At 70.9% G+C, this 21,485-nt stretch carries 17 protein-coding genes; 4 read left to right on the top strand and 13 right to left on the bottom strand.

The annotated features are described in order from the left end of the window. Nucleotides 1-413: 413 nt before the first annotated feature. Nucleotides 414-1,421 (bottom strand): stage II sporulation protein M, encoded by a 1,008-nt coding sequence (locus ACZ3TS_RS34380; RefSeq protein ID WP_467625704.1) that lies wholly within the window; start codon nt 1,419-1,421, stop codon nt 414-416. 119 nt (nt 1,422-1,540) lie between these two features. Between ACZ3TS_RS34380 and ACZ3TS_RS34375 the strand changes: the two genes are divergently transcribed. Then, nucleotides 1,541-2,593 (top strand): RDD family protein, encoded by a 1,053-nt coding sequence (locus ACZ3TS_RS34375; RefSeq protein ID WP_467625703.1) that lies wholly within the window; start codon nt 1,541-1,543, stop codon nt 2,591-2,593. A 97-nt stretch (nt 2,594-2,690) separates the two neighbouring features. On the opposite strand, the gene ACZ3TS_RS34370 is transcribed toward ACZ3TS_RS34375, so the two are convergent. Beyond that, nucleotides 2,691-3,302 (bottom strand): hypothetical protein, encoded by a 612-nt coding sequence (locus tag ACZ3TS_RS34370; RefSeq protein ID WP_467625701.1) that lies wholly within the window; start codon nt 3,300-3,302, stop codon nt 2,691-2,693. 207 nt (nt 3,303-3,509) lie between these two features. Next, nucleotides 3,510-4,967, bottom strand: a complete 1,458-nt coding sequence (ahcY, locus tag ACZ3TS_RS34365; protein WP_467625700.1) for an adenosylhomocysteinase — start codon at nt 4,965-4,967, stop codon at nt 3,510-3,512. A 406-nt stretch (nt 4,968-5,373) separates the two neighbouring features. Here ahcY and lepB point away from each other — a divergent pair, with 406 nt between their 5' ends. After that, on the top strand, nt 5,374-6,048 hold the full coding sequence (gene lepB, locus ACZ3TS_RS34360; protein WP_467625698.1) for a signal peptidase I: 675 nt from the start codon (nt 5,374-5,376) through the stop codon (nt 6,046-6,048). A gap of 8 nt (nt 6,049-6,056) precedes the next feature. Here the strand turns inward: lepB and ACZ3TS_RS34355 are convergent, their stop codons facing one another. The 7 genes from ACZ3TS_RS34355 to ACZ3TS_RS34325 all read right to left on the bottom strand — a co-directional run bounded on the left by ACZ3TS_RS34355 (nt 6,057) and on the right by ACZ3TS_RS34325 (nt 13,573). Then, the gene (locus ACZ3TS_RS34355; RefSeq protein ID WP_467625697.1) at nt 6,057-7,034 is read right to left on the bottom strand and encodes a cation diffusion facilitator family transporter; all 978 of its coding nucleotides are present in this window, start codon (nt 7,032-7,034) and stop codon (nt 6,057-6,059) included. A gap of 181 nt (nt 7,035-7,215) precedes the next feature. Beyond that, the gene (manA, locus tag ACZ3TS_RS34350) at nt 7,216-8,367 is read right to left on the bottom strand and encodes a mannose-6-phosphate isomerase, class I (RefSeq protein WP_467625695.1); all 1,152 of its coding nucleotides are present in this window, start codon (nt 8,365-8,367) and stop codon (nt 7,216-7,218) included. An 89-nt stretch (nt 8,368-8,456) separates the two neighbouring features. Beyond that, a complete protein-coding gene (locus tag ACZ3TS_RS34345; RefSeq protein WP_467625694.1) occupies nt 8,457-9,584 on the bottom strand; it encodes an SIS domain-containing protein in 1,128 nt (375 codons plus the stop codon). Nucleotides 9,585-9,612: 28 nt separating this feature from the next. Then, on the bottom strand, nt 9,613-9,783 hold the full coding sequence (locus ACZ3TS_RS34340; protein WP_079102319.1) for a Trm112 family protein: 171 nt from the start codon (nt 9,781-9,783) through the stop codon (nt 9,613-9,615). A gap of 130 nt (nt 9,784-9,913) precedes the next feature. Continuing rightward, the gene (locus ACZ3TS_RS34335) at nt 9,914-11,269 is read right to left on the bottom strand and encodes a phosphomannomutase/phosphoglucomutase (RefSeq protein ID WP_467625692.1); all 1,356 of its coding nucleotides are present in this window, start codon (nt 11,267-11,269) and stop codon (nt 9,914-9,916) included. Between the two features lie 173 nt (nt 11,270-11,442). Beyond that, entirely contained in the window at nt 11,443-13,059 is a 1,617-nt protein-coding gene (locus ACZ3TS_RS34330; RefSeq protein ID WP_467625691.1) for an L-lactate permease, read from the bottom strand. A 136-nt stretch (nt 13,060-13,195) separates the two neighbouring features. After that, nucleotides 13,196-13,573 (bottom strand): DUF3499 domain-containing protein, encoded by a 378-nt coding sequence (locus ACZ3TS_RS34325; RefSeq protein WP_467625689.1) that lies wholly within the window; start codon nt 13,571-13,573, stop codon nt 13,196-13,198. Nucleotides 13,574-13,963: 390 nt separating this feature from the next. On the opposite strand from ACZ3TS_RS34325, the gene ACZ3TS_RS34320 reads away from it, so the two are divergent. Next, nucleotides 13,964-14,413: a metallopeptidase family protein gene (locus ACZ3TS_RS34320; RefSeq protein ID WP_467625706.1), complete on the top strand. Its 450-nt coding sequence runs from the start codon at nt 13,964-13,966 to the stop codon at nt 14,411-14,413. A 48-nt stretch (nt 14,414-14,461) separates the two neighbouring features. On the opposite strand, the gene ACZ3TS_RS34315 is transcribed toward ACZ3TS_RS34320, so the two are convergent. From ACZ3TS_RS34315 to ACZ3TS_RS34305, 3 genes are all read right to left on the bottom strand, one after another. Then, nucleotides 14,462-15,988, bottom strand: a complete 1,527-nt coding sequence (locus ACZ3TS_RS34315) for a DUF5719 family protein (RefSeq protein ID WP_467625688.1) — start codon at nt 15,986-15,988, stop codon at nt 14,462-14,464. After that, entirely contained in the window at nt 15,985-19,626 is a 3,642-nt protein-coding gene (locus ACZ3TS_RS34310) for a glycosyltransferase family 2 protein (protein ID WP_467625686.1), read from the bottom strand. Before ACZ3TS_RS34310 ends, ACZ3TS_RS34315 begins: the two co-directional genes overlap by 4 nt. 283 nt (nt 19,627-19,909) lie before the next feature. Continuing rightward, entirely contained in the window at nt 19,910-20,173 is a 264-nt protein-coding gene (locus ACZ3TS_RS34305; protein ID WP_003975777.1) for a WhiB family transcriptional regulator, read from the bottom strand. 700 nt (nt 20,174-20,873) lie between these two features. Between ACZ3TS_RS34305 and ACZ3TS_RS34300 the strand changes: the two genes are divergently transcribed. Next, nucleotides 20,874-21,416 carry a cysteine dioxygenase gene (locus ACZ3TS_RS34300; protein WP_467625685.1) on the top strand — a complete coding sequence of 181 codons (543 nt, stop codon included), beginning with the start codon at nt 20,874-20,876 and terminating at the stop codon, nt 21,414-21,416. Nucleotides 21,417-21,485 lie beyond the last annotated feature (69 nt).

The raw sequence follows: 21,485 nt of genomic DNA, 5'->3' as shown, positions 1-21,485 counted from the left end.
GGAACGGACGCTTCCTTTGTACTCACCCGAGAGACTCACTCTCGCGGCTTTCCTCCGGGCGCTTCCCTTCGGTGTTTCCGACTCTATCAGATCTTACCGATCCGATTTCCTCGGCGCTTTCCAGGTTCCCGCTTTCGCGTTTCCCTTTCCGGCGGTTCCGACTTTATCAGAGTTCTCGAAGCCGATTACCGGCGACCATTTCTGAATCATCGGGAGGGGCTTCTCGGAGGCTGTGCCCCGGAAGCAGCTAGACACTCACTGTTGCCGGTGGACAGGTCCACCTCTAGGCAACTGTTCAAATCTACCTCCCCACTCGACCCGTGTCAACGGCTCTCCTGGGGTGAAGTGGAGGCTAGCAGGTCAACACAGGGAGACGCACATCCGGCAGCGCCCAACATAGGGTGCTGATCAGGTCACGCCGCGGTCGGAACCGTCGCGCTGCGTTCGTCAGCCCCTACGTCGCCGGTGTCGCCGGCCCGTGCCGCGCGTCCGCCCAGGACGTAGACGTAGGTGAGGAAGGCCAGCTCAGCGACGACGCCGATCGCTATGCGAGCCCAGGTCGGGAGGCCTGACGGAGTCACGAAGCCCTCTATGGCGCCCGACACGAACAGGACCAGGGCGAGGCCGATCGCCATTCCCAAGGATGCCCGGCCCTCCTCGGCGAGGGCGGTGCGACGGGACCGAGGCCCCGGGTCGATGAGGGTCCAGCCCAGACGCAGGCCCGTACCGGCGGCCACGAAGACGGCCGTCAGTTCCAGGAGGCCATGGGGGAGGACAAGGCCCAGGAAGGTGTCGAGGCGGCCCGCCGAGGACATCAGGCCGATGCCCACACCCAGGTTCAACATGTTCTCGAAGAGGATCAAGAGGACAGGGAGGCCCAGGAAGACGCCGAGGACCAGACACAGCGCGGCGGCCTGGGCGTTGTTCGTCCACACCTGGGCCGAGAAAGCGGCGGCGGGATGGCTGGAGTAGTACGTCTCGTACTCGCCACCGGGGCGAGTCAGGCTGCGCAGTTCGCTGGGAGCCGCGATCGAGGCCTGGACCTCCGGGTGGGTGCCTATCCACCACCCCAGGAGCGCTGCCACCACTGTGGAGAGCAGCGCGGTGGGTATCCACCAGCGGCGCGAACGGTAGACCGCGGCGGGAAAGCCGTACGCAAGGAAACGAGTGACATCACGCCACGAGGCGCGGCGCGTGCCTGTCACGGCACTGCGCGCGCGTGCCACCAGTTGGCTGAGCCGGCCCGTGAGCTGGGGATCCGGCGCACTGGACTGGATCACGGAGAGATGCGTGGCGGTGCGCTGATAGAGCGCGACGAGTTCGTCCACCTCGGCTCCGGTGAGGCGGCGCTGACGGCGCAGGAGGGCGTCGAGACGATCCCACTCGGCGCGATGGGTGGACACGAACACGTCGAGGTCCATGGGATGGGCTGCTCCTCGTCCTCTCGTACTGCGTGTCAGCTTGTCGTACTGCGGCGCAATGTGCCCTCAGCTTGGCAGACTGGCCTACCTCGGGGCGGGCCAGGGGAAGGACGGCAGGCGTGAGTGAGCTAGTGACGGGCGAGGCGGTGGCGCTGGAACTGCGCCCTGCGAAGCTCCCGAGCCGGGCGCTGGCCGTGTTGCTCGACCTGGCAGTGGCCATGGTCGCTTACGTCATCGTGACGATCGCCCTGGTCGCATCCACGTCCGGGTTGGATGAGGCCGCACAGACCGCGGTGTCGATCGCCACCTTCGTCCTCGTACTGATCGGCGGGCCGATCGCGGTGGAGACGCTCAGCCACGGTCGTTCGCTGGGCAAGCTGGCCTGCGGACTGCGCGTGGTGCGGGACGACGGGGGGCCGATCCGGTTCCGGCACGCGTTGGTCCGTGGCGCGGTCGGCGCGATCGAGATCCTGATGACCTTCGGAATCGTCGCGTGCATCGCCTCGCTCGTGTCGGCACGGGGCAGGCGGCTCGGTGACGTGTTCGCGGGCACGCTGGTCGTACGGGAGCGGGTGCCCGCGGGACGCACGGGCTTCGTGCCTCCGCCGCCGCCCTGGCTTGTCGGGCGGTTCTCCCAGCTGGACCTTTCCGCGGTGCCGGACGGGTTGTGGCTGGCGATCCGGCAGTACCTGACGCGGATGCAGCAGCTGGATCCGCAGGTGGGCTGGGCGATGGCGGAACGTCTCGCCTCGGATCTCGCGACGTGCACGGGGGCGCCGACGCCGCACGGGGTTCCGCCGGCCGCGTATCTGGCGGCGGTCGTCCAGGAACGCCAGGCGCGGGAGGCGCGGCGGGCGTTCGGTGGCCTGGGCGAGGGCGGCACCGAGGGGGTGGACCCGAAGGTCCGCCGTGTCCCGGGGGCACAGCCTCCTACATCGCAACAGGCTCCCGCCCTGTCCACCGGGCAAAGCCCGTGGTCGGCTCCCGGCTCAACCACCGTGGATGATCGGGCCGCGACGCCCATGTCCGTCCAGGCACCCAATCCCGTTCAGCCGCATCCCTACGAACGGCCTCAGCCGCAGGCTCCCGTCGCCCCCCAGGACCGGGAACCAACGACGCCGCGGACCGAGTCGTCGGAGCGGCCGGTCACCGGGTTCGTACCGCCCGCGTAGCCGACGCGAGCACCGTCACCGAGGCCGTCGGCCGACTTCACCCCTCGCCTCAGACCCGGCGGCTCCATCCCGATCCCTCACTTCGACACCGGCCCCGTCACATGAACATCGACGGCGGTGACTCGAGCTCCTCCAGCTCGATGCCGGGCGCCGCGAGCACCACGTCGCCGGAGATGTGGACGGTGTGCCGCTCCCCCGTGTCCAGGGCTGTGACCTGGTATTCGTCCACGATCAGGGGGGCGTTGTCAGTGGCGTGTGCTTCTCTTTCGATCAGGGCCCAGGACTGGTCCACGGTGCGGGGGGCGAGGACCGGATCGGTGAAGGCGACGAGGCGTACGCGCGTCGCGGAGGAGGAGGTGAGGCGCAGCAGACGGGCGGTGGCGACGAGGAACGCGGGAGACGTGCCAGTGAAGGCGTGGGCGCGGACATTGCCTTCGGTGGCATGCGTGCCGGCGGGGTCGGTGCGGACCCAGGTGACCCCATCGAGGGCGGCGCCCCGCACCTGCCAGCCCGCGGCGTGGAGTTCGAGGCGGATGGGGCGGCCGAGCTCATCGAGGGCGAGGTCGACGGAGCCGGCGTGGTCGCCGGAAGGGGTGGTCAGCTGGGAGACATAGCGCCAGCCGGAGGGTCCGGGAGCGCAGTGGAAGTGTTCTTCGGCGAGGAGTGTGTGATCGTGCGGATCGTGAAGCGAATATCGGCCGCGGGGCATGGGCGTCCTGGGTCGTGACGGGCTGGTCCGGCCAGTCTGCCTGGTCCGGCCAAAGGGGCAGGCCCCCGGCACGGGGGTGCGGGGGCCTGCCTCGGGACCTGCTGCTGAGGGGCGCGTCAGTGCACGGACGCGCTCATCACGTGGTGCGCTGCGGGCGCGCGTACGCCGACAACCTGCGGTGTACGCGCATCCCGGAGCCGTAGGCGATCAATAGCGGTAGTGGTCCGACTTGTACGGACCCTCGACGTCGACACCGATGTACGCCGCCTGCTCGGGGCGGAGCTTGGTGAGCTTCACGCCGAGCGCGTCCAGGTGGAGGCGGGCGACCTTCTCGTCGAGGTGCTTGGGCAGCGTGTACACGCCGGTCGGGTACACGTCCGGCTTGGTGAACAGCTCGATCTGGGCCAGCGTCTGGTCCGCGAAGGAGTTGGACATCACGAACGACGGGTGACCGGTGGCGTTGCCCAGGTTCAGCAGGCGGCCCTCGGAAAGGATGATGATCTTCTTGCCGTCGGGGAACGTCCAGGTGTGGACCTGCGGCTTGACCTCGTCCTTGACGATGCCGGGCACCTTGGCGAGACCGGCCATGTCGATCTCGTTGTCGAAGTGGCCGATGTTGCCGACGATGGCCTGGTGCTTCATCTTGGCCATGTCGCCGGCCATGATGATGTCCTTGTTGCCGGTCGTGGTGATGAAGATGTCGGCCTTGTCGATGACCTCGTCGAGGGTCGTGACCTGGTAGCCGTCCATGGCGGCCTGCAGCGCGCAGATCGGGTCGATCTCGGTGACGATCACGCGGGCGCCCTGCCCGCGCAGGGACTCCGCGCAGCCCTTGCCCACGTCGCCGTACCCGCACACGACCGCGGTCTTGCCGCCGATGAGGACGTCCGTGGCGCGGTTGATGCCGTCGATCAGAGAGTGGCGGCAGCCGTACTTGTTGTCGAACTTCGACTTGGTGACGGCGTCGTTGACGTTGATCGCCGGGAACAGGAGGGTGCCGTCGCGCTGCATTTCGTACAGGCGGTGGACGCCGGTCGTGGTCTCCTCGGTCACGCCGCGGATCTCGGACGCCAGTTGGGTCCACTTCTGGGGGTTCTCGCCCAGGGTGCGGTGCAGCAGCTGGAGGATGACACGGTGCTCGTCGGACTCGGCGGTCTCGATGGCCGGGACCTTGCCGTCCTTCTCGTACTCGACGCCCTTGTGGACGAGGAGGGTGGCGTCACCGCCGTCGTCGAGGATCATGTTAGGGCCGCCGGTGGGGCTGTCCGGCCAGGTCAGCGCCTGCTCCGTGCACCACCAGTACTCCTCCAGGGTCTCGCCCTTCCAAGCGAAGACGGGGATGCCCTGGGGGTCGTCGGGGGTGCCGTTCGGGCCCACGGCGATGGCGGCGGCCGCGTGGTCCTGGGTGGAGAAGATGTTGCAGGAGGCCCAGCGGACCTGTGCGCCAAGGGTCACCAGGGTCTCGATGAGCACGGCGGTCTGGACGGTCATGTGCAGGGAGCCGGTGACGCGGGCGCCGGCCAGGGGCCGCACCTCGGCGTACTCCTTGCGGATCGCCATCAGACCGGGCATCTCGTGCTCGGCGAGGGTGATCTCCTTGCGGCCGAACTCGGCCAGTGAGAGGTCGGCGACCTTGAAGTCCTGTCGGTTGTCGACAGTCGTCATTGCGAGCTGCTCCTCGGGGGTTGGGGCGAGGTGGGTACGGCTGGTCTGCGCGGCGGACACAGGGTGCCCGAAAGAGGACACAGGCATGCCCACGTGCGCGCAGCGCAGTCCGTCGGAGGCCCTCTCTCCCTCGGTCGGTCCGTCGTGGGACCGCCCGACCGCCATCAGCAGCGACGTCTGGCTCGGCTTCCACGCTACACCGGGCGACCCCGCGGTCCCCAGTCCGCCTCGGAAGACGTCCGGTTGCTTACGGCAGCTGTCCACGCAGGCGTCCGGGAGTTCGCGGGCCATGGGCAAGGGCCGGCAGGAGGCTTGTCGGTTCCTGACCTGGGGGCGGCGGGCGGGCGTTCACGGGAAACCGCTAGCCTCTGCGCGCGCGGAGGGGCCGCGCGGGGAGGGGAATGCAATGCGCAGGGGACGACGAGGGCTGGCCATCACGGCCTGGCTGCTGGGGCCCTTGGGGCTGGTGCTGCTTGTCGGGTCCGTCGTGTACTTCGGGGTCGGCTACTCCACCGCCACCGTGTCGAGCGACAGCATGGCGCCCACGTACACCATCGGCCAGCGGATCGTCTACGAGCGGGTCGGCGGGCACGAGATCCGGCGAGGCGATGTGGTGCTGTACACGGCGCCGGAGCGTTACCAGTTCAACGCGAACGTCATGCAGCGCGTCATCGCTGTCGGCGGCGATCGCGTCTCGTGCTGCGCGGATCTGGGGACCGTACGGGAACGGATCACCGTCAACGGCCGGCCGCTCGACGAGCCGTACGTGATGGACGGCATCGTCGACGGGATGCACCGCCCGTACGAGGTGACGGTGCCCGAGGGGCGGCTCTTCATGCTCGGCGATCACCGTGGGAACGCGCGGGACTCCCGGTTCTTTGCCTCGGACCACGGCGGCACGGTGCCCACCGCCGCCGTGCGGGGACGGGTGATCGACGACTACACGATTCCGGTCGTGCTCGCGGTGGCCGCGCTGCTCGGGCTGGTCCTCGCGCTCGCCGGACTCGGCTTCGGGATCGCCGCATGGGCCGTACGGCGGCGAGTCACTCCGCCTCCGCCACCGTGGCCCGTGCAGGCGTAACGGCCGGCTCAGTGGCCGGGGGCCGGGGACGGTCCGCCGGGCGTCGCCCTGGGGTCCGGGCCCTTCGTCGCCTCCGCCTCGCTGTAGATGTCCGGTTCCAGGTAGATGACGCGGGCGATCGGGACGGCAGCGCGGACGCGGGCCTCGGCGGCGTTGATCGCGACGGCGACCTGCGCGGCCGTGTCGTCGTGCCGGACGGCGATCTTCGCGGCGATCAGCAGTTCCTCGGGGCCCAGGTGAAGCGTGCGCATGTGGATGATCCGCGGGACCGTGTCGCCGTCGACGATCGCGGCCTCGATCTTCTTGACCACGTCGACGCCCGCGGCCTCGCCGAGGAGCAGGGACTTGGTCTCGGCGGCGAGGACGAGGGCGATCAGCACCAGAAGCACACCGATGCAGACGGTGCCGATGCCGTCCCAGACGCCGTCACCGGTGAGCAGCGCGAGGCCGACGCCGCCGAGGGCGAGAAGCAGACCGATGAGCGCACCGAAGTCCTCCAGGAGGACGACCGGCAGCTCCGGCGCCTTGGCGCGGCGGACGAACTGCGCCCAGGAAAGCTTGCCGCGCAGTTCGTTGGACTCCTTGATGGCTGTGCGGAAGGAGAAGCTCTCGGCGATGATCGCGAAGAAGAGCACGCCCACCGGCCAGTACCAGTGCTCGACGTCGTGCGGGTGGCTGATCTTCTCGTAGCCCTCGTAGATGGCGAACATGCCGCCGACCGAGAAGAGGACGATCGAGACGAGGAAGGCGTAGATGTACCGTTCGCGGCCGTAGCCGAAGGGGTGCTGTGGGGTCGCCTCACGCTGCGCCTTCTTGCCGCCGATCAGCAGCAGGAACTGGTTGCCGGAGTCGGCGAGCGAGTGGACGCCCTCGGCGAGCATCGACGAGGAGCCGCTGAAGGCGAACGCCACGAACTTCGATGCCGCGATCGCGAGGTTGGCGCCGAGTGCCGCCACGATCGCCCTGGTGCCGCCTGACGCGCTCATGTGTTCGCGTTGTCCCTTCGTAGCCTTCGCGCCCGGGACCCTCGCACCTTGCGTACGCCGTCCAGGGCTTTGCCCGTCCTTTGCCGGTGGGCCATTGTTGCAGCCCGGTCCGACGGCGCTGCGCCGGACCGGCAGGACGAGTGCGTACGGCCTCCGCGTCAGGCGGCGTGCGCCCTCCGGGTCAGGCGATGACCGTGGCCCGGAAGACCGTGCCGGCCCCGGCCACCTCGGCGTTGTCCCCCGCGGGCACGAAGACCGACTCACCGGGGGCGAGCAGGTGTTCCCCGGCACGTACGGAGCCTGCCGTGCACAGCAGGATCTGCGGGGTCGCACGGGTGAGGTCGTGCGGGGCGGCGCCCTCCGCGAGGACGTAGCGGGACAGGCGGAACTCGTCGATGGGGGTCTCGTAGACCTCCTCGCCGTCGGGGGACGCCTCCGGGCGCAGGACCCCGGGGTCGCTCGCCTCGAAGCGGACGATCCGCAGCAGCTCGGGGACATCGACGTGCTTGGGGGTCAGCCCGCAGCGCAGGACGTTGTCGGAGTTGGCCATGATCTCGACCCCGAGGCCGTTCAGGTACGCGTGCGGGACGCCGGCGCCGAGGAAGAGGGCCTCGCCGGGCTGCAGCTGTACGTAGTTGAGCAGCATGGCCGCGATCACGCCGGGGTCGCCGGGGTAGTGGTGGGCGATGTCGGCGTACGGGGCGTAGGCGCCGCCCAGGCGGGCGCAGGCGGCCGCTGCCTCGCCGACCGTGCGGCGCATGTCCTCGGGGTCGGCGCTCAGCACGGCGGTGAGGACCTCACGCAGCGCGGCCTCTTCGGGGTGGGCGTGCAGCAGGTCGACGTACGGCTTGAGGGAGTCGACGTCGAGGCCCGCGAGCAGCTCGGCGGCTGCGTCGGCCGCACGGAAACCGCACAGACCGTCGAACTCGGTGAGCGCGCAGATCAGTTCGGGCTTGTGGTTGGCGTCCTTGTAGTTGCGGTGGGGCGCGTCGAGCGGGATGCCGCGGCGCTCCTCGTCCGCGTAGCCCTCCTTCGCCTGCTCAAGGTTGGGGTGCACCTGAAGGGAGAGCGGGGCGCCGGCGGCGAGGATCTTCAGCAGGAAGGGCAGCCGGGGGCCGAACCTGGCGACCGTGCGGTTGCCCAGCTCCTCCTCTGGTGCCTTGTCGATCACCTCGTCGAGAGGGCCGCGCGGGGTGCGCGAGGGTGCGCCCGGGTGGGCGCCCATCCACATCTCCGCCTGCGGCTCACCGGTCGGCTCCACGCCGAGGAGCGCGGGGATGGCGGTGGTCGAACCCCAGGCGTAGGGGCGGACGGTGTTCTTGAGGCGATCCATGGGATGTCTTTCTCCGTACGGACGCTGCTCGGCCGGCGCCCCTCGTCGGGCGTCGGCCGGTCAGCGCTTTCAGATGGTGTGAGCCAAGGTCAGGCCCCCGAAGCGAGCGCCACGTAAACAGCGGCGAAATCCGTGATGGCGATCAGCTCGGCGAGGGTCTCCAGTTCGTCGCCGTCCTCCGGTTCGAGTTCGCTGATCGCCGTGTCGTGGCTGAGGGCGAGGTCGCGTGCGGCAGGGGCCGCGCTCAGGCCGCCGATCGGGCGATCACGCAGGAGCACCACGCGCGCGTGGAGCGCCTGTGCCTCCTCGACGCGGTCGCGGAAGAAGTCGTCGGGGTCGGCTCCGGCGGCGAGAGCGCCGGAGAGCAGGACGCTGTGCGAGGCAAGCGCCTCGGGCAGCGGTGCGGTGAGCGCGGGACGGCCTGCCAGCTCGGCGAGCGCGGCGGCGAACCGGCGGCCGGCCGGCGCGGCGGAGACGCCCTCGGTCCAGATCACGGGAAGGGACTCGGCCAGCTCGGCGGCGAGGTTCTTGGCGGGGTTGCCGTACGTGGCGATGGCCGGGCCGCAGCGCTCGGCGACCTGGTCCAGCCGGTCGGCGACCTTCTCCAGGGCGTCGGGCGGCGCGGAGAGCAGCCCGGTGCGGTCGAGAAGGGCGAGCAGCGGGGTGAGCAGGGCCCACAGGACGCCGGGTGCGGACGCGGTGAGGGGTTCGTCCTGCTCGTAAGGGGCGGTGGCCATCGGGACGAACAGGCCGTGGGCACCGACCACCGCGTCCGTGATCGGGGAGCGGGCGGGGGCCACCGCTACGACCGTGCAGCCACGGCGGTAGGCCTGCTCGACCAGGATCGACAGCCCTGGCTCGGTGCCGTCCGGAGTGGCGATCAGCAGGAGGTCGACAGGGCCCGCCCAGCCGGGCAGCTCCCAGCGCAGGGCACCGGCGGCCGGGGCGACACCGGTGGGGTGGATGCGGGTTACAGGACACGCGGCGCCCGCGAGGGTGCCGAGCAGTTCGGCGACGCCTACGGAGGCGGTGCCGGGGCCCGCCATGAGGACGGCGCGAGGGCGCCCGTCGGGCTTCAGTTCCTGAACCCCCGCCTCGGCGGCGTGCCGGACGGCGGAACGGACCCGGGCGCCTGCCTCGGCGGCACCGCGGAGGAGTGCACGGCGGTCGGCGCGCGCGAGCGCATCGGGGTCGTCGAGCAGCGATTCGTCGAGCATGAGCGACAGCCTCCGATTGCCGGGCCCGTTACGCGGGGCGGCGGGCCTCGTCGACAAGCAGGACCGGGATGCCGTCCCGGACGGGGTAGGCGAGGCCGCAGTCCTGGCCGGTGCAGACCAGCTCGCTCTCCTCCTCCTTGAGGGGGGCGTGGCACGCCGGGCAGGCGAGGATCTCCAGGAGGCCGGCTTCGAGCGGCATGAAAGGTCCCTTCGGGCGAATGCGCTTGACCTGGTCAGAGTACCGCTGCGGGGGCCGACGTGCGGCTCTTGGGCGTGGTCCGGACGGCCCCCCTCCTCGGGGAGGAGGGGGAAGCCGACGCACCGGAACGTCAGCCCCGGATGATCCCCAGCACCTCGTCCCGGATCTTCGTCATGATCGCCTCGTCCTTCGCCTCCGCGTTCAGCCGGAGCAGCGGTTCGGTGTTGGAGGGGCGGACGTTGAACCACCAGTCGGCGGACGAGACGGTCAGGCCGTCCAGCTCGTCGATCTCGACGCCCTCGTACGCCGCCTTGACCGCGGCGAGGCGGCCCTTCTGGTCGTCGACCGTGGAGTTGATCTCTCCGGAGCCCACATAGCGGTCGTACTCGGCGACCAGCTGCGACAGCGGGCCGTCCTGGCCGCCGAGGGCCGCCAGGACGTGAAGGGCGGCCAGCATGCCCGTGTCGGCGTTCCAGAAGTCCTTGAAGTAGTAGTGCGCGGAGTGCTCTCCGCCGAAGATCGCGCCGCTGCGCGCCATCTCGGCCTTGATGAAGGAGTGACCCACGCGCGTGCGCACCGGCGTGCCGCCGTGCTCCCGTACGACCTCGGGTACGGACCACGACGTGATCAGGTTGTGGATGATCGTCCCCTTGCCGTCGTGCCTGGCGAGCTCGCGGGCGGCGACCAGCGCCGTGATCGCGGACGGCGAGACCGGGGCGCCCTGCTCGTCGACGACGAAGCAGCGGTCGGCGTCGCCGTCGAAGGCGATGCCGATGTCGGCGTGCTCCTCGCGCACCCGCTTCTGCAGGTCGACGATGTTCTTCGGGTCGAGCGGGTTGGCCTCGTGGTTGGGGAACGTGCCGTCCAGCTCGAAGTACATCGGGACCAGGTCGATCGGCAGCCCGTCGAAGACGGTCGGCACGGTGTGCCCGCCCATGCCGTTGCCCGCGTCGACGACGACCTTCAGGGGGCGGAGGGAGGTCAGGTCGACGAGGGAGCGCAGGTACGCCGCGTAGTCCTCCAACGTGTCGCGCCGGGTGATCGTCCCCTGCGTCTCCTCCGGCTCCGGCGCGCCCGAGTCGAGCCACTGCTCGACCAGGGTGCGGATCTCGGCGAGACCCGTGTCCTGGCCGACCGGGGCGGCACCCGCGCGGCACATCTTGATGCCGTTGTACTGCGCCGGGTTGTGCGAGGCCGTGAACATCGCGCCCGGTAGTTCGAACGCGCCCGACGCGTAGTACAGCTGGTCCGTCGAACACAGGCCGATCTCGATGACGTCGACGCCGCATCCGGTCGCCCCGCGCGCGAAGGCGCGCGACAGGCCCGGGGACGAGGGCCGCATGTCGTGTCCGACCACGATGGCGTCCGCGCCGGTCACCTGTGCGAAGGCCGCCCCGAAGAGTTCGGCGAGCGACTCGTCCCACTGGTCCGGGACGACACCGCGTACGTCGTACGCCTTCACGATCTGCGACAAATCGGCAGCCACGGTCAACCCTCCTGAGGTCTCAACAATGACCCCCAAAACTACCTGCTGGAACTGACACCCGGCGCCGGGTCCGGTGTGCCGGGCGGACAGTTCCCACGGAGTTCATACCGGGACTCACCCGACACACGGACTGACAGAAAACGGAACCCACCGGACACACAGGTGCCCATGAGTCAGGGCAGCATCCAGCCGAGGACCGGTGTGCTCTGTCCCACCACGATCAGGCACATCACCAGCAGCAACCCCGCGCTCCACGGCAGCACTTTGCGCAGCAGGTCGCCCTCGCGGCCGGCGAGCCCCACCGCCGCGCACGCGATGGTGAGGTTCTGCGGGGAGATCATCTTGCCGAGGACGCCTCCCGAACTGTTGGCCGCGGCGAGCAGTTCCGGCGACAGCCCCGACTCGCGGGCGGCGCTCACCTGAAGGGCGCCGAAGAGCGCGTTCGCCGAGGTGTCCGAGCCGGAGACCGCCACTCCGAACCAACCGAGCACCGGGGACAGGAAGGCCAGTCCGGCACCGGCCGCCGCCACGAAGTGGCCGATCGTGGCCGCCTGTCCGGACAGGTTCATGACGTATGCGAGCGCCAGCACGGACGTCACGGTGAGGATCGCGAACCTCAACTCGTGCACCGTCGCGGCCCATTCCCTGACCGCCACGCGCGCGTGCACGCCGAGTACGACGGCCGTGACCACCCCGGCGAACAGCACGAGCGTGCCGCCGGTGGACACGATCGGCCAGGTGAAGACGTTGCCGCCGACGGGCTTGCCGTTCGGGTCGACGACGTTCAGGAAGGGCCAGTCGAAAGTGCGGGTCGCACCGGCCAGCCAGTCCTTCACGGCGGGGATCTGGGCAACGGAGAAGACGACGACGATGAGGGCGTAGGGAGCATAGGCGCGGACCACTTCGCGGCGCGGGTCCTCCAGGTCGAGGTCCTCGCTGCGTACGCCGGTCAGCACGGCGGCGCGTACGGGTTCGGCGGCGGCCACGCGCGCGTGCGGTACCGCGACCAGGGCGCCGGCGCCGGCCAAGGAGGCGCCGATGTCGGCGAGTTGCGCGGAGACGTAGTTGGAGGCGGCGAACTGGGCGGCGGCGAACGCGATCCCGCACACCAGCGCGGGCACCCAGGTCTCCCGCAGCCCGCGGCGCCCGTCGACCAGGCCGACGAGCACGAGGGGCACCACGACGGCCAGCAGCGGCGTCTGGCGGCCCACCACGGAGGCGACCGAATCCAGGGGCAGACCGGTGACCTGGGCGAGCGTCACAACCGGCGTGCCCATCGCACCGAAGGCCACGGGCGCGGTGTTGGCGACCAGGGCCACGACGGCCGCCCGCACCGGGTCGAAGCCGAGCGCCACCAGCATCACCGAGCAGATCGCGACCGGTGCGCCGAAGCCCGCGAGAGCTTCCAGGAGCGCACCGAAGCAGAACGCGACGACGAGTGCCTGGATGCGCGGGTCGTCGGACAGCCGCCCGAAGGAACGGCGCAGGATGTCGAAGTGCCTGGTGCGGACGGTCATCCGGTACACCCACAGGGCGTTGACGACGATCCACAGGATGGGGAAGAGGCCGAAGACGGCTCCCTGGGCAGCGCTGGAGAGCGTCTGCCCGAGCGGCATGCGGTAGGCGAGCCAGGCGACCAGAACCGCGGCGAGAAGGCCGGTGAGCCCCGCCAGGTGCGCCTTCATACGGACCCCACCGAGCAGGGCCAGGACGATCACGAGGGGCAGGGCCGCCACGAGGGCGGACAGGCCGAGCGAGTCGGCGACGGGCTCCAGTTCCTGGACGTACACGGGCGCCTCCCCGGTTCCGCCATGCGGAAAGTGAATTATCACGGGTGACGGAATGGTCGTGTCCGCGACAACGCCGCGTCAATGGGCGTGCAGCATTCGGAGCGACGGGACGAGGGAAGGGCCGGGCGGCCGGGGCTCAGTTGTCCGGCGAGCGCAGCACCCGCAGATGGCCGCGGCGTGCGACCTCCATCGGGTCCGCCGTACGGCCGTTGCCACCGCCAGCCTCGGCCGCGCGCCGCTGCGGACGGGCCGCCTCGCGCACCGCGTTGGCGAGTGCTTCGAGGTCGTCACCGCTGGGGCGGGCGGGAGCCGAGCCGTCCAGCAGGCGGACGACCTCCCAGCCACGCGGCGCGGTCAGGCGCTCGGAGTGCTCGGCGCACAGGTCGTAGCAGTGAGGTTCGGCGTAGGTGGCGAGCGGGCCGAGGACCGCGGTCGAGTCGGCGTAGACGTACGTCAGCGTCGCGACGGCAGGTCGGCCGCAAGCGGTGCGCGAACAGCGACGTACAGGGCTCACGACGTTGGACGGTACCGCACTCTTGAGCGGGCCGCGACGACTCTCTCCCAGGTCACTCCACCGTGTCGTGCTGTGAAACGCCCCACGCGTCCCTCCGGACCCGCCTCGCTGACCTGCGTGGACAGCCCGCGCCGAGGTACCGGACGTCCCTGAAACCGGTCACCACTTGGTACAAAGCTCGTCAATTTTCATGAGGTCGACGGTCTCGGAGGGATACGGAATCGAGCCCAAGCTTGGCTGGAATGGTCATCATGCGACATGCCGTGCAGCTTCGGCACACCTCCTCGTGCCCGGCCCCGGCGAGCCGTTCGGACAGGGAGGCTGCCGGGGAAGCGCGCGACCGTGTGGGGCCGGGCGTCGCATCCCGGCGGGGACTACGCTTCGTCAGTGATGGACAACCCCGTACCGCCCCGCGCCGCCGCACCCGGGCCCCGCCGCCGTGACCGCCACGGCAGAGGCATGCGCGGCCCCGTCGCGCCACCCCAGGTGCCGCTCGCCGCGAGCCGCGCCGAAGTGTTCGCGGATCTCGTACAGGACTCGGTGGAGCGTCTGGAGCGGCGCTGGCCGCAGCTGGCCGACATCGATTTCCTGGTCCTTGAGGTGCCACGCCTCGACGGCACCGGCGGCGGCTGGAGCGACGAGGCGGTGCCCCTCGGGGGCACGATCCCGGCCCGGGAGGGCCGGCGCGCACGTGTGGTCGTCTACCGACGCCCGGTCGAGATCCGGACCAAGGGCCGCGACGAGCGCGCCGCCCTGATCCACGAGGTCGTCGTGGAGCAGGTGGCGGAACTGCTCGGGCTGACCCCGGAGACGGTGGACCCGCGCTACGGCGAGGACTGAGTTCCGGCCAAGCCGTCGCCCCCGGGGCCGGAAGCCCCCGGGGAGCCGTCACTTCTTCAGCAGCACCGACAGGTCCTGGTCCGCCTCCGGCACCGCGACCGTCCCCCGGTCGTCCGGGAGGGTCTGCACCGTGAACGCCGACACGCCCTCGATGCTCGTCTGGAGGGTGCGGGCGGCGTAGACGGGTCCTCCGGAGACCGGCTCGACGGTGAGCGCGTACGTGCCCTTGAGACCGCTCGGCACGGGCGCGTCCACGTCCTGCGTCGTACCGCCCTTGATCGTGTACTGCTTCGTCACCGCGGTGCCGCCCCCGCTGCCCGTGGACGCGGAAACCTTGACCGTGGCCGTGCCGTCCGGGGCGCTCAGCGCGAGCGTCGAGCCCTTGGCGTTGTTGTCGGCGACCGACGCGCGCGTGCCGACGGGCGCGGTGGCCGGGATGAACGCCGACTCCTGCTTGTCGCCCTTGCCCCGCAGCACCCGCAGCGCGGCGACCACGGGGACCGGGCTGTCACTGGGCGTCAGCACCAGCGAGCCCGCCTCGCCGCGGGTGATGTCGCCGAGGTCGAGGGCGGTGGTCATGCCCGCCTTCACGTGCAGCGTCTCGTTCCCGGCCGGGGTGATCTGCCCGGTGGGCGAGGCCAGGCGCACCTTCAGGTCGGCATCGGCGTCGCCGGGCACGAAGGCGATCAGGCGGACGTCCGTGGCGTCCTTGGGGATGCCGGGCATCACCAGGGAGCCGGCAGGATCCGTGGAGGCGGCCAGCCAGTCACCGCCCAGCTTGTCGTCAAGAGCCTGCACGGCAGCGGCGACCCGGCCGCTGCGGACGCTGACGTGGACCGTCAGGTCGGCCTCCTGCGCGTTGGTGAGCGTGGACAGCAGGACCGGCTCGCTGGAGTGCGGCTGGACGGTGATGCCCTCGCCGACCGTCGCCTTGAGGTTGCCGTCCTTGCCGTACAACTCGATGTCGACGACCGCGGCGGAGTCGTCGGGGTTGGTCAAGTGCACGTAGTCGGTACGGGAGCCGACGGTGCTGGCGCCCGGGAACCAGAACTCGGTGTCCGGGGCGGTGCAGTCGGTGCCCAGCAGCCCGCGGCCGGTGCCCGCGGCGACCTGAGTCGTCTCCTGGACCGTCCAGCCGGGCGCGAACCGGCCGCTGGCGGTACCGATCAGCGCGGGCGTGTCGGCACCCGAGCTGTTCCCGGTGACGGGCGTGCCGGGCTGCTTGGGGGTCACGGTGGGCGCCTCGGACTGCTTCTTGCTCTTGCCGCTCTTGCTGCTCTTGCCGCTCTGGGACGAGCCCGAGCCGTCCGCCGACTGCGTGCTCGCAGCGGCGAGTTCGGCCTTGCCACTGCCGCTCGTGCCCTGCGAGACGGGTGTGAAGGACGTGTACGAGGTGTCGGCTATGTCGGAGGTGCTCGGCTCGGGGCACAGCAGCCGGGTCTGTTCAACGGGCAGCCTCGCCGCCGTCTTCGCCGTGCCGCTGCCCGAGGCGGACGGAGCGGCGAGCGCCGCGAATCCGGTGACGGCGGCGAGCGCCGTGGTGCCGGCGATCAGGGACAGGGTCGTGCGGTTCACTGCTGGCTCCCGTCGGGGCGCTCACTGTCGGTGCCGTGCGCCGGGTCGTACGGCGTGGCATAGCCCTGGGTGTACGTCGGGTCGTACGGCGCCGTGTTCCCGTAGGCGTAAGGGTCGTACTGGGCACCCTGATACGGGTCGGCCTGGTACGGCTGCTGCTCGTACGTGCCCGGCGCGTACTGCTGGTGGCCGCCCGGATACTGCTCGCCGCCGTACGTGCCGTACTCGCCACCCGGGTAGCCCGTCGTGTCCCACTCGCCGTAGGCCGGCTGCTGCGGGATGGCGGCGGGGGCCTCCTCCTCGGCGGGAGGCGGCGGGGCGTCGGCGTCCTGTCCGGCCTCTTCCGCCTCGGCCTGGGCGCGCAGACGGCGGGCGCGACGGCCCTCACCGGTGGTGTCCTGCGCGGGCACGGACCGCTCCTCCGGCAGGTCGTCGTCGACGTCCCGGCGGCGGCCGGGCAGGGCCAGCACCACGAGGACGACGGCGAGCGCGCCCTGCGCCCACAGCCAGGCGGTGTGGGCGATCGGGGTGTCGTACGTGACGTCCAACGTGCCGCCGGAGGCAGGCAGTTCGAAGCCCTGAGCCCAGCCGTCGACCGTGGTACGGGTGAGCGGCTTGCCGTCCAGGGCGGCTGTCCAGCCCGCGTCGGCGGTGTCGGCGATCCGCAGGACGCGGCCCGCGGCGCCGGACGGGATCTTGGTGTGGATCTCGACGGGTCCGGCCGCGACGGGTTGCGGCGCGGCGGAGCCGCTGACGATCGCGGCGCGGGAAACCTGCCGGTCCACCCGCCACAGGGCGCTGCCGTCCTGCTGGCTGAGCCGGGCCAGGCCGGGCGTCGCGTCCAGAACACGGCTTACCTCGCGGGGCGCACCCTTGCGGACGAGGACGTAACGTACGGCGAAGCCACCGAGTTCGTCGGCCTGGTCGGCGCCGGAGCCCGCCACCAGGTTGGCGACGACCTTGTCGAGCCTCTTGTTCTCGCCGTCCTCCACGGCGAGTTCGCCGTCGCCGAGGCGGGCGCCGGAGCCGCGGACCAGGGTGTAACCCACGCGCGCGGTGGACTGGCCGTCGAGGACGAGGGTGCGTGCCTGGTCGCTGGTGCCGCTCTCCTCGGCGACGAACGCGGGCACCTGCACGGGGTCGCGCCGCTCCAGGGGCCCGTCGGCGCCCCCGATCATCCACCCGGCGGCGATGAGCAGCGGGCCCGCCACGGAAGCGAACGCGATGAGAGCGGAGACCGGCTGGCGCCAGCCGAAGCTCTGCTCGGCCACGCGCGCCTGTGCCCCGTCGGCGCCGATCGCGGCGGCGGCCAGCAACGCGAGGCCGTAGACGAGGGTCGCGGGTCCCGCCCAGGTGGAGCCGTTGGACAGGGCCGCGAACACCAGCGCCACCAGTGCGACCGCCCACGCCGTCCAGATGCCCGCCTGCCGCTCGGAGCGCATCAGGGCGGCCAGCGCGGCGAGGACGACCCCGATGAACATCAGCCCGCTGACGGTTCCGGGGCCGCCCGGGCTCGCGCCGAGCAGGTCGGAGGCGGAGGCCGCACCCTTTCCGTACGCGAGACCGGCCTCCTTGAAGAAGCCGAACGGCAGGAGGGACAGCGACCAGGGGGCGAGAATCAGCAGCGGGGTGCCCAACTGGGCGAGGAAGCGCAGGCCGTAGGCGACGATGTCGTTCCTGCGCACCGCGAGCAACGCCAGGCCGAGGACCAGGGCGATCGGCCAGACGATCGGTGTGAACGCCGTGGTGATCGTCAACAGCAGGGCGTAAGCCCAGGTCGCGCGCCAGCTGCCGCGCGCGCCGGACGCATGGGTCAGCCCGCCGGCCGCGATGCCCGCCCGAGCGATGAGCGGCAGCAGGACCGCAAGGACCGCGGTGCCGATGCGGCCGCCGGCGAGGGCGCCGGTGACCGCGGGCAGGAAGGCGTACGCGACGGACGCCCACGCGCGCAGCAGCCGCGACTCGACGAGCGGACGCGAGGCGAAGTACGCGGTGAACCCGGCCAGCGGCACCGAACAGACGAGCAGCACCGTGACCGCGAGTCCAGTGGAGCCGAACAGGATGCTCGCCAGCAGGGCGACGAGCGCGACATAGGGCGGCGCGGACTGCGTACCGCCCGCGCCGACCGGATGCCAGGCGTCGAGATAGCGCGACCACAACTCGGAGGAGTCGGCGGGCGCGGGCAGCAGCGCGCCGCCCGCGAGCGCGCCACCGCCGAGCAGGGCGCGACAGGCGACGAGCGAGAAGGCCAGGAGGACGACGAAGAGCATCGGCCCGGGCTTGCGGGCGATGCGCTTGAGCCGGGCGAACTGTTCGACTTCCAGGAAGTCGGCGTCGTCGCCGCCAGGTCCGGAGTCGATGCCGCCGCCGTGTCGGCCGGCCGAGGAGACCTCGGGGTCGGAGCGGCCCACCAGGTTGCTCGCGACCTGTTCGACGGTGGCCCGGACCGTGGCTCCCGGCGGCGGGAAAAGCGGCCGCAGCTCGTCCTTGTCGACCTGCGGCCGGCCGCGCCTGCGCCGCCCGGCGATGATCCGCTCGGGTCGCAGCAGCGTCCCCAGCAGACCGCGGATCTCGTCGAGGGCCTGTCCCGGCACCTTGCCGACGAGGTAGGCCACCGTGCGCAGCAGGGTGCCGAGCACCAGGCGGAGCAGGATCCAGGGCAGCTGTGCCGTACGGGCGTTGACCAGGAGGGTGTAGATGGCGCCCGCCTTGTCGACCTTGTGCGGGGAGGCCGTGGTGCGGCCCACACAGTCGACGGTGCGGCGCTCGCGGGAGGCCGCCTCGGCGTGGCGTACGACCGCGTCGGGGGCGACCAGGACGCGGTGTCCCGCGGCATGGGCACGCCAGCAAAGGTCGACGTCGTCGCGCATCAGCGGCAGATGCCGGTCGAACCCGCCGAGCTCCTCGAAGACGTCACGCCGGATGAGCATGCCGGCCGTGGACACGGACAGCACCGGGCGGACGTGGTCGTGCTGGCCCTGGTCCTGTTCGCGGCGGTCCAGGCCGGTCCAGCGGCGGCCGGAGTTGGCGATGGTGACGCCGACCTCGAGGAGCTGCCGGCGGTCGTACCAGCCGCGGAGCTTGGGGCCGACGACGGCCACGTCGTCGCGGCCCAGTTCCAGTTCGTTCTCCACCACCCGCAGGAGCTCGGCCAGCGCCTGGGGTTCGGGTGCGGAGTCGTCGTGCAGGAGCCACAGCCACTGCACCGGCTCGCCGTACGGCAGCTCCGGCATGTTGTACGCCTCGTCCCGCCAGGTGCGGGTGACGGGGTCCCAGCCGCTCGGGCGTTTGAGGTAGGGCAGGTCGTCCGGGGTCAGTGCGGCCGCGCTGCGGCTCGCCTCCTCGACGGCCTGACCGAAACCGGTGCGGCGGGCGAGGTGCAGGACGCGGTCCGCGCCGAGGGCCTCGGTGAGCATGTGGGCCGAGTCGTCCGCGCTGCCGGTGTCGGCCGCCATGGCGTTCTGCACGGGGCGCTCCTGGCCGAGCAGCCCGGCGAGCGCGTCGGGCAGCCAGCGGGCTCCGTCGTGGGAGACGAGCACCGCGGTGACCACGTGACGCGGAAACTCGGGTGGGCGGGTCGGGTCGAACGACGACGTGGCGGTGTCGTGTTGGACCGCCGTATGGCTGTGCACGGACATCGAGGTACGGGCCCCGGTTCGATGGACTGCGGTGGACGCCTCTGCCCCCAGGGGGCAGCGGGACGTCTCGGACGGAGGCCCACACTAACGGCTGGACAAGATCACGGCCCGCCGCCTGTGGACAACCCACCCGCGCCGGGCCGTTCCTTACACAAGGATGCGCGCGTTTTCGTCGCTCGCCGGAGACCGGCCACCACGCACCCGTGCGACTGCTTTACGACGTCCTGCACGTGCTCTACGGCGTCCTGCACGACTCTTGACGACTCATTCCGGTCGGCGGAGGTCAGACGGCGGCCTTCTTGAGACGGCGGCGCTCGCGCTCGGACAGACCGCCCCAGATGCCGAACCGCTCGTCGTTGGCGAGCGCGTATTCGAGGCACTCGGAGCGGACCTCACAGGCGAGGCAGACCTTCTTGGCCTCGCGGGTGGAGCCGCCCTTCTCGGGAAAGAAGGACTCGGGGTCGGTCTGGGCGCACAGCGCGCGCTCCTGCCAGCCGAGTTCCTCGTCCGCGTCGTCGACCAGCAGTTGCTGCACCAGCTCGGTCATGTGCGCCCCTCGTCAGTCTTTCGCGTCCCCGTGATGTAGCCGTTACCGATTTCGGCTGAACGACACGAGTGAAATTACAAGTGTGCCGATCCGGGCCAGTCAAGCCGAGATCTGCTATTGAGCCCCTTATTCACTCTGCGGAACCAAGGCTATGCGGAAAGTGTTCAAATCGACATAAACCCTGACACTCAAGAGGGACCTAGGTGTGCCTCCCACTCCTCAGAGGGAAGGACGCCCATCAGTTCGATCTCGTTCCGCTGCGAACGGCGAAGCGAACCGGATCACAGTCGGATCACGAGATCGCAACGACGGTCGTGCGCCCGGCGGTGCGCTCCATGTGTCCCTGACTCCACCTGAACAAACCTTTCAGCTGCCAGATGAACCGGATGAGGTGAAACAGCTCCCACATACCGGATCTCAAGTTGACAGCGGAGGTGTGAACCGATGTCCTAGGGGGCATGCTCGCGAACTCGGCACTCACCCAGACCCGCACCGCCGGGTCCCACGGTGCTGCCCGCGCTCGCTGTAGCTGTTGCTGTTCCGGCTGTTGAGCCTTCCCCACCGCTCCGGCCGCCTGAGTCCACCTGACTCGGCTGTTGTTCCCTCCGCCCGCACCAGGGCCTGCGCCACGCCCGTGACCCCGGGCGGACGACATGCGATACCAGCCCCCGCACTCTCCCGCGAGGAACCACCGCACCCCATGAACAGCGACAGCGACCTCCAGATCGCCGGCGACATCCTCGAAGTACCGCACCTGCTCCAGCCGCCGCGCGAGCACCCGGCCACCGTGGCCGAGTTCGCCGGCCTCGCCCGCTCCATCGCCGCCGACCACTCCCGGTGGGCGCATCTCGTGCGGTACGACGCGACCTCCCGCTGGTACCACCGGCTGCTCACCGGACCCGGCTACGAGGTGTGGCTGCTGTCCTGGGTGCCCGGGCAGGGCAGCGGGCTGCACGACCACGGGCGCTCGTCCGGCGTGCTCACCGTCCTGGACGGCGCACTGACCGAGCGTACGGAGCGCGGCACCCGCGCGCTGGGTGCGGGCGCGCAACGGGTGTTCGCGCCGGGATATGTGCACGAAGTGGTGAACGACGCGCTGGAGCCGGCCGTGAGCCTGCACGTCTACTTCCCGGGGCTCACCGAGATGCCCATGCTCCCCCAGTCCCAGTTCGGTTCGACCGGGGAGACCCTCGTCAAGGCATGCACGGCCGACCGCGGAGCGGTGGACACGGTCGGCGCCTGAGCCACAGCATCCGGCGGCGCGGACGGGGCACAGGCACGGCCTCGGAGCGGGACGGCGGACCGTCCACAA

This window comes from Streptomyces sp. NPDC022910 (assembly GCF_055561075.1).
This window is presented reverse-complemented; position numbering and strand designations above follow the sequence as displayed.